This window comes from uncultured Nostoc sp., assembly GCF_964245575.1.
Taxonomy (GTDB): domain Bacteria; phylum Cyanobacteriota; class Cyanobacteriia; order Cyanobacteriales; family Nostocaceae; genus Nostoc.
Genome location: NZ_CAXTNP010000342.1, coordinates 1 through 7,185, shown reverse-complemented (window position 1 = coordinate 7,185; position 7,185 = coordinate 1). Strand labels below are relative to the sequence as shown.

The 7,185-nt window shown below is 40.8% G+C and carries 11 protein-coding genes; 7 read left to right on the top strand and 4 right to left on the bottom strand.

The window, feature by feature from the left end:
• Positions 1-50: 50 nt before the first annotated feature.
• From ACFFAP_RS33615 to ACFFAP_RS33605, 3 genes are all read left to right on the top strand, one after another.
• Positions 51-557 carry a WGR domain-containing protein gene (locus tag ACFFAP_RS33615; RefSeq protein WP_375515278.1) on the top strand — a complete coding sequence of 169 codons (507 nt, stop codon included), beginning with the start codon at positions 51-53 and terminating at the stop codon, positions 555-557.
• Between the two features lie 49 nt (positions 558-606).
• Positions 607-816, top strand: a complete 210-nt coding sequence (locus ACFFAP_RS33610) for a hypothetical protein (protein ID WP_375515275.1) — start codon at positions 607-609, stop codon at positions 814-816.
• A gap of 547 nt (positions 817-1,363) precedes the next feature.
• Positions 1,364-2,353 carry an adenosine kinase gene (locus tag ACFFAP_RS33605; protein ID WP_375515274.1) on the top strand — a complete coding sequence of 330 codons (990 nt, stop codon included), beginning with the start codon at positions 1,364-1,366 and terminating at the stop codon, positions 2,351-2,353.
• Between the two features lie 120 nt (positions 2,354-2,473).
• Here ACFFAP_RS33605 and ACFFAP_RS33600 read toward each other — a convergent pair whose 3' ends face one another.
• Positions 2,474-2,824: a VOC family protein gene (locus ACFFAP_RS33600; RefSeq protein ID WP_375515277.1), complete on the bottom strand. Its 351-nt coding sequence runs from the start codon at positions 2,822-2,824 to the stop codon at positions 2,474-2,476.
• A gap of 61 nt (positions 2,825-2,885) precedes the next feature.
• Between ACFFAP_RS33600 and ACFFAP_RS33595 the strand changes: the two genes are divergently transcribed.
• Together ACFFAP_RS33595 and ACFFAP_RS33590 are read left to right on the top strand one after the other, a co-directional pair.
• Positions 2,886-3,386, top strand: a complete 501-nt coding sequence (locus tag ACFFAP_RS33595; protein WP_375515273.1) for a helix-turn-helix domain-containing protein — start codon at positions 2,886-2,888, stop codon at positions 3,384-3,386.
• Complete coding sequence (locus ACFFAP_RS33590; RefSeq protein WP_375515272.1) at positions 3,383-3,946, top strand: IS630 family transposase; 564 nt, start codon at positions 3,383-3,385, stop codon at positions 3,944-3,946. Before ACFFAP_RS33595 ends, ACFFAP_RS33590 begins: the two co-directional genes overlap by 4 nt.
• A gap of 286 nt (positions 3,947-4,232) precedes the next feature.
• Here the strand turns inward: ACFFAP_RS33590 and ACFFAP_RS33585 are convergent, their stop codons facing one another.
• From ACFFAP_RS33585 to ACFFAP_RS33575, 3 genes are all read right to left on the bottom strand, one after another.
• The gene (locus ACFFAP_RS33585; protein ID WP_375515271.1) at positions 4,233-4,712 is read right to left on the bottom strand and encodes a hypothetical protein; all 480 of its coding nucleotides are present in this window, start codon (positions 4,710-4,712) and stop codon (positions 4,233-4,235) included.
• A gap of 45 nt (positions 4,713-4,757) precedes the next feature.
• Positions 4,758-5,405: a hypothetical protein gene (locus tag ACFFAP_RS33580; protein WP_375515270.1), complete on the bottom strand. Its 648-nt coding sequence runs from the start codon at positions 5,403-5,405 to the stop codon at positions 4,758-4,760.
• Positions 5,406-5,730: 325 nt separating this feature from the next.
• Positions 5,731-6,102 (bottom strand): hypothetical protein, encoded by a 372-nt coding sequence (locus tag ACFFAP_RS33575; protein WP_375515269.1) that lies wholly within the window; start codon positions 6,100-6,102, stop codon positions 5,731-5,733.
• A gap of 230 nt (positions 6,103-6,332) precedes the next feature.
• On the opposite strand from ACFFAP_RS33575, the gene ACFFAP_RS33570 reads away from it, so the two are divergent.
• Both ACFFAP_RS33570 and ACFFAP_RS33565 read left to right on the top strand, forming a co-directional pair.
• Positions 6,333-7,043, top strand: a complete 711-nt coding sequence (locus ACFFAP_RS33570) for a hypothetical protein (RefSeq protein ID WP_375515268.1) — start codon at positions 6,333-6,335, stop codon at positions 7,041-7,043.
• A gap of 8 nt (positions 7,044-7,051) precedes the next feature.
• The gene (locus ACFFAP_RS33565) at positions 7,052-7,138 is read left to right on the top strand and encodes an effector-associated domain EAD1-containing protein (RefSeq protein ID WP_375515276.1); all 87 of its coding nucleotides are present in this window, start codon (positions 7,052-7,054) and stop codon (positions 7,136-7,138) included.
• Positions 7,139-7,185: the final 47 nt, after the last annotated feature.

Genomic DNA, 7,185 nt, shown 5'->3' with positions numbered 1-7,185 from the left:
TGATCATGCCTCAGAATCCGCTTGTCAATAGTGTTTGAGACGCGCTTACCCTGTCTGCCAAAGTCGAAGATGGTAACTTAACAGTGCAGTGGGGCAGAGTCGGTTATCAAGCGCAAACGAAAATCCACACATTAGCCAATCATCAAAGAGCCGTTAGCAAATTCAACAATCTGGTAGCAGAAAAGAAATCCAAAGGTTACAGCGAAAGTCAGCCAGAGATTGATGCTAGCCGTAGTGTTGCAGACATTAGACGAGCTATTCAATTATTGAATATTATCCGTCCTTGTATTACTAATAGGATTTTTCACGATGGCTATATTAACGCCCTAAATGAATATCTGAAAATAGTACCAACACCTTTAGGGATGCAAATTGATTACCACAGAGTTTACCGCACGGTAGCAGATATTGACTATCAGCGAGAGTTACTCAATTCTCTGTTAGCGACACCTGCACCACAAGCTGCTGCGGTGACTGTTAGTCATGCCCTTGAAACAACAGAAACTAAGGTTGTCAGTCTCAAGACTATCAGTAATAACTTCTGGCGACATTTGTAATTTTAAAGGCGCGGATGTAAGCTTTTGAGAAAAATAGGAGCAAAAAAAAATGTTTAACACAGAAAGACTACATTACGATTACTCATGTGAGGAGGACGAAGAATCAAGTTGGTTATGGATAGCAGAAATGAAAGAGCCAGGACTACCTGAACCTTATTGCTATTCCCTGCTTTTTAGCGCCGAAGGAACTCATGCAGCAGCGCTGATTAGAAATTTTCAGCCTTTATCTGGAGATGAAGCACAAGAGTATGCCAAATAATTAGCTTTTGGCTAAATAAAAAATAGAAATTTAAAATCAAAAAAAAACGGTAGATTTTTAATTAACCTACCGTTTTTTATGTACAAGGCAAACACATCATGTCAACAAGACCCTTTGATTATCAATAAGCTAAAAGTAGTCGCATTAATCGCTGCTTATTAACAAATATTTTGGCGTTGGCGTAGCCTGCACTTCTCTACGAGACGCTGCGCGTAGCTTGCTTCCTCGTAGGGGTACGACAAAGCTACTTCGACTCCGCTCAGTACAAGTCAGTGACCACCGCAGACATCGCTTTGGGCTTGGAAAACAAATCAAACGCAAAAGGAAAGATTAAATCGATTGGTTTTTAACCTTCGTTGTGATCAAGAGTAATTTAGATGCGTTTGCCCTACTTTGAGCTAGAATTTTCTTTGCTCCCGATAAAACTGCTGTCTGTAGCTCAAAGATCATGAAAAAATGCGGGTTTACGAAATGATGACCAAGCAACTCTTATCTGTTATTATCAATTCTGTTCAAGTCAGACAGAAATTATTCTCGGAGGTAAACAATGGGTAAGAAATATCATGTTTATGGTGTAGGTAATGCCTTAGTAGATATAGAATATGAAGTATCTCCAGAGTTACTGCAACAGTTAAAGATTGATAAAGGTGTAATGACACTCCTAGATGAAGAGAGTCAAAATCATATTTTGGAAAATCTCAAAAATCTTCATTGTCATAAGAGTTGTGGAGGTTCAGCAGCAAACACAATAGTGGCAATTAGTCAACTAGGAGGAAAAACTTTTTATTCCTGTAAAGTAGCTAATGATGAATTTGGAGACTTTTACATAGAAGATTTACTCAACTCTCAGGTAGATACCAACTTAAAAAATGGCGACCGTCAATCAGGAATTACAGGTAAATGTTTGGTGCTAGTAACTCCCGATGCAGATCGTACCATGAATACATTTTTGGGAATTACTGGAGAATTTTCTACACAAGAATTAGTATCATCAGCGCTTACTGATTCAGAATATGTATATATAGAAGGATATTTAGTGACTTCTCCCACAGCAAAAGAAGCAGCTATAAAGGCTAGAGAAATAGCTGAAAAAGCGGGAGTAAAAACTACCATGTCCCTATCTGATTACAACATGGTGAAGTTTTTTAAAGATGGTCTATTAGACATCATTGGGCCTGGTTTAGACTTAATTTTTGCTAATGAAAGTGAAGCATTAGAACTAGCAGATACAGAAAATTTTCAAGTAGCTGTAGACAAACTAAAAACCCTGAGTAAGAAATTTGCCATTACTCGCGGTGCCAAGGGTTCAGTAGTATTTGATGGTCATAAATTAATCGAAATTGCTGCACCTCAAGTAAAAGCTGTAGATACAGTGGGAGCAGGAGATATGTATGCAGGAGCTTTCCTCTATGGAATTACCCAAGGTATGAGCTATGAAGAAGCCGGAAAATTAGCATCAGCCGCAGCTTCTAAGATTGTTACATCCTATGGACCAAGATTAAAAACTGAGGAATTAAAGGCATTAGTTACTGTATAGAGGGTGTTTGAAAAGTTTTCAGGGGTCAAATTTTATGCCAAGTATAAGCTTTCGTAACCAACTAAGGCTTGTTGAAAAGCGCCATCCACCATGAACTTTCAACTGACAAAAATTAAATGTCTATATAAGACTAGCAATTTCAATTAAAATACCGTCTAAATCTCTGACGTATCCAACTTTTTGTCCCCAAGGCTTTTGTTTTGGCACAACTAAACTAACTGCACCAGCTTCAACAGCACGATTGAAGGCTGCATCAACATCATCTGTTGTGAAAGCAATTTCAATTCCAGCAGGTTGAGCAGATAAGCTGTTTTCTTGAAATCCTTTAGTTAGATTTGAGCTAGCTAGTTCATTGGAGGCAAATGCAAGTTTTGTTGAACCTGTCTCCATCTGTGCATACTGTCCACTTTCATGAATAAAATGTTGGTGTAACCCAAATGCTTTTTCGTAAAAAGCAACCGACTGCGTAATACCACTTTAATATGAAGCTGCATATAATAGAGGATTACAAACTCAATAAATTTAGATGCCTATGAGCCGTCCGTTTAAGATTGAAATCGCAGAAAGCGAAGAGGAACTAAAAAAACGTCTACAAACAGCTAACGTGGGAAGCCATAAAGAACAGTTACAGATGTTGTGGTGGCTCAAGAGTGGGCAGGTAAAGGAACAGCAGGAACTAGGAAAACGTTTGGGTAGAGATACTTCAACGGTGACAAGATGGTTACAGAAATATCGATTGGGTGGGCTTTCTAGGTTATTGGAAATTAAGAAAGCACCAGGTGCCAACCGAAAAATAAATGATCATGCGATCGCAGCGCTCAAAATTGAGTTGGAAACAGGAGAAGGGTTTAGTAGTTATGGTGCGATAGTAGAGTGGTTAAAAAAAGAACATGGACTTGAGATTGAGTATGGAACGGTTTATGCATTGGTTCGATATCAATTAGGAGCCAAACTAAAAGTACCACGTCCTCAAAGCTACAAGCAGGACGAAGAGTTGGTGTCTGAGTTTAAAAAAAACTTGGTATCATTTTGAACTGTCTCAAAAAGCTTTTGGCAGAAGAAAAGTGCGTCCACTACCTATGTCAGGATGAAACTAGGATTGGACTCAAAACCCTCACCGGAAAAGTAATTACGGCTGCTGGAGTTAAGCCCACTGTATCCGTTAAATGGCAACGAGATAATTTTTGGATTTATGGCGCGATCGCTCCCTTAACGGGAAAACATTTTCAACACGAATACCCAAAACTTAATGGAGAATATTTTCAACAGTTTTTGGATTGGTTATCTCAGCAATTAAGCGATGACTATGCTATTTTACAGATTGACCAAGCTCCCGCTCATATAAGTTCCGCGATTCGCTGGGCTGAAAATATTATCCCTTTGCTTCAACCACCGCATTCTCCGGAACTTAACCCGATCGAAAGGCTTTGGCAGTTCATTAAAAAATCGCTGAAAAATGAACTCTTTTCTTCTCTACAAAATTTACGCGATCGCATCCAGGAAATATTTGACCAACTTACATTTGAACAGGTAATTTCTGTTTCTTCTTACAACTTCATATTAGAAGCGTTATTCTATGCAGCTTCATATTAAATTGGTATAACATCCTTTACGTAAAGAATGGTGTAAGAAAATTCCATTGTTTTTATGGTTCTAAACAAGAATAACTGATGACAAATTAGTACATTTGCTCTGTTTAGTCAAGTATCAGTACTTCCTTCACATCCAGCCTCAAGATTTAGCTACTAAAATCGCTACCTCTCTCAATCAACCAATACCCCATCAACACAAGCGATACCCGATTGCGAAAACTTCGTCAGTAATTTCTTGATCACAATCTGCTTTCGCAGTGTCATCATTCCAGCATTCCTGCAAGAATTCAAACCCCGGATTCTGCCCCGAATTCGCCGCAACTTTCAGTTTCTGCATCCGAAGAGGTCGCATATTTGACAAAAGCAATAATCGCCTCATGCGACCATTTTTCAGGATTTACAATAGGCGCGGCGGAACCTTTACCCTCATCAACTGCTTTGACTCCTACACCCGAAACTGAATTTTCAACTAACAACGAAGTGGGATTACTTTGTTCTACCTGCGCCTGAGTTTGATTAGCGATCGCAGAATTTAGAGAAAATTCATTTTGAGCGACGGGCGCGGCGGAACAAGTACCTTCATGACAGTCTCTCGCTTCAACACCACAATCCTGGCTTTCTCCTATCAAAAAAGCAGATTGACCCTGTATACCATTTACAAGCGACAGCGATGTACAGTCCATTGCCACAGGCAAGTCTTTCTCTGACACGCTTTCAATAATCGGAGGCGACGCGCCCCCCAAGGGCGCGTGAGCCGTCTCCTCCACTTGCGAGTTTCGTGTAAGCGTGTCAGAGACACAGCTAATACCATTTCACTTTAATAATGATACAAATACGTTGGTAAGGGCATGGCATTGCCATGCCCCTACAAGAAATCTATCTGTATCAGGGTTTTCGTGAATTGGTATAACGAACTCTTTTGAAGAGTTCGTTAGCTGTTCCTTAACAGTTCGTGAGGCTTCCTGTAACCTTTGCTCTGACTGGTTTTTAGCTGAAATAGATGCTTTATACAAAGCACGCATTTCTTCAGAGCCAGCATTCATCTCTGAATCCTCAGCATTTAGTTCTCGTTTTTCAACATTTGGTTTTGGTGACGCAGAATTAGCTTTCTCCCAAAACTCCTTCATCCGGCTACCGTGTAAATTCTTCACCATCCAGCTAGCCGTTTCCCGGCCATCTTCTATGGACTTGTCGGGCTTGAAGATGAATAATCCACTTTCAGCTAGAATTTTCTTCGCAGAGATAAAAGTACTGTAACCCATCCCAGTAGACAAAGGCATCCACCGAGAACCATAGGGGTCAGCCGTCCAAGACTCCTGCCACAATTGCGTAACTGAAGGCTTTTGCTGCGATGCCCACAACATATCTTCTATGGGAATAATCACATGAAGCCGCTTATACGGTGATTGTGCTTTAGCAGCAGCCTTTTTGAGCTTGGGTCTTGTAATAGTTGCAGTCATTTCACAATCTCCTATTATTTTGACGCACGGAAATTTCCCTACAGCGTTGTTTACCGCCGTAGGCATCGCAGGGTTTAGTTCGATATTTGTTTGTCTAAAAAGTTACCGATACACTGAAAGCCTATTGAGGTTGCCAAAAGCGCAACTCATCTCGGAAATACCTATCAGTCTTTTTTGATTGCTCCTTCCAGCAATCCCAAGCAACCATTACCTCATCCCCTAATTCTTCTACAACCTCACCTCTCTCGACATACAAAGTGCGGTATGGATCGGCGTGGGCAACGATAGAACCAAGCCCGATTATGGGAGGTTCAGTAGATGCCGTTTAAAGTACGGTAATTAATTCTGTTTCCTGGGTGCTTAATTCTGCCCAATAGTCTGCTTTTATTACCTCGTACTCTTGCGCCACTGCCCAATAGTCCTGCCAAGTACACCCAGGTTTTGACAGTACCCGCCGAATATCGCTAACCGCTTGAGGCAACATTTCCAGTTGTTCGGCCCGATACGCGATCGCAATTGGTGTCGGTTCACTCCCCAGAATTATCGCCGCAGCTTCCAACGTTTGGGTATTGTTCATCGCACTAGCGAGATTCTTCAACGCCATACCCATGAGCCGCAGACATTCTTGGGCATTCTCTTTTGGGGGTTCCTGCGCTAGCGATGGCGTACCCGCCCGCCGTAGGCGATCGCAGATCAATGGTTTTCTCCAGTGCTTGCTGGACTTTCTTGTTTAAAGCTTTAGCCCCTTGTTTGGTGTAGGTATTCCCCCAATCTTGTAATTGATGCGGCTTAAAGGTGTTTTCCAAATTAGTATTAGTAAACTACTATCGCAAATCTACTGAGACTGCTAATATCAATCTGGAATCCCGTTCTGTAGATTTGTAGTAATGTAATAGACCTAATAGTTTTTCATCCCAGGAGCGATAGATGACTCAACAGGAATGGTTAATTGATGAAGCTATCCCGCCTGATAGTATGGCTATTGAGCAGATAGAACGTGAACTCAACTCTAATCAACGAGGTGGTAGGGAATCATTTAGTCAACCACAAGCAGAAAATTTAGCTGTACGCTTGCAAGACATTATGATTTGGGATACCAAAAAATGGTTTGGGGATGCAGATATCCGATTAGACGCTTTAGTGGTTCACGGGAATGCCACACAAGGCGACTCGACAAGTGCTTATGTACCTAAAACATTTCGTTTTCCAGGTATTAAAGACCAAGATCGTCTTCCTACAGGTGAAAATGGGCTACTGATATTTTATGGAAATGCTCTACACTTTTTGGACATATTCATTACAGTATCCCGCGATCGCAAAGACACAGACGATTTAGCGACGTTACTATCCCAGCAATTGCAATCAACAGAGTTACAAGGAGCAGTAGGTACATTAGTGGGGCTTGCTGTGGCTTCGCCACAGGTTAGCACTATTACTACTGCTATCGGAGGGGCATCAATTTTGGGTAATCTAGCTTATCAAGTTTTAAGTAAGGTAACTGGCAATACAATAGAGCTATACCGGACATCATGGTTGCAGTATAAAGATGGGTTTGGTATCGGGCGACATCCTCAAGTCGGTTCTCACAAAGTTAGTGATTTATCTTTTTGGTACGAAATAATTCAAGAAGGAAACTGAAGTAATTTATGGATTTGACTGGATCACAATATCAACAATTAAGAGATGCTTTGGTAGATGCATTTCCATTAGAAGATAGACTAACTCAGAGCTGATTCGTAAACAAAAGCTTAAGATACCATTCGCTTTATCATTAGACGAA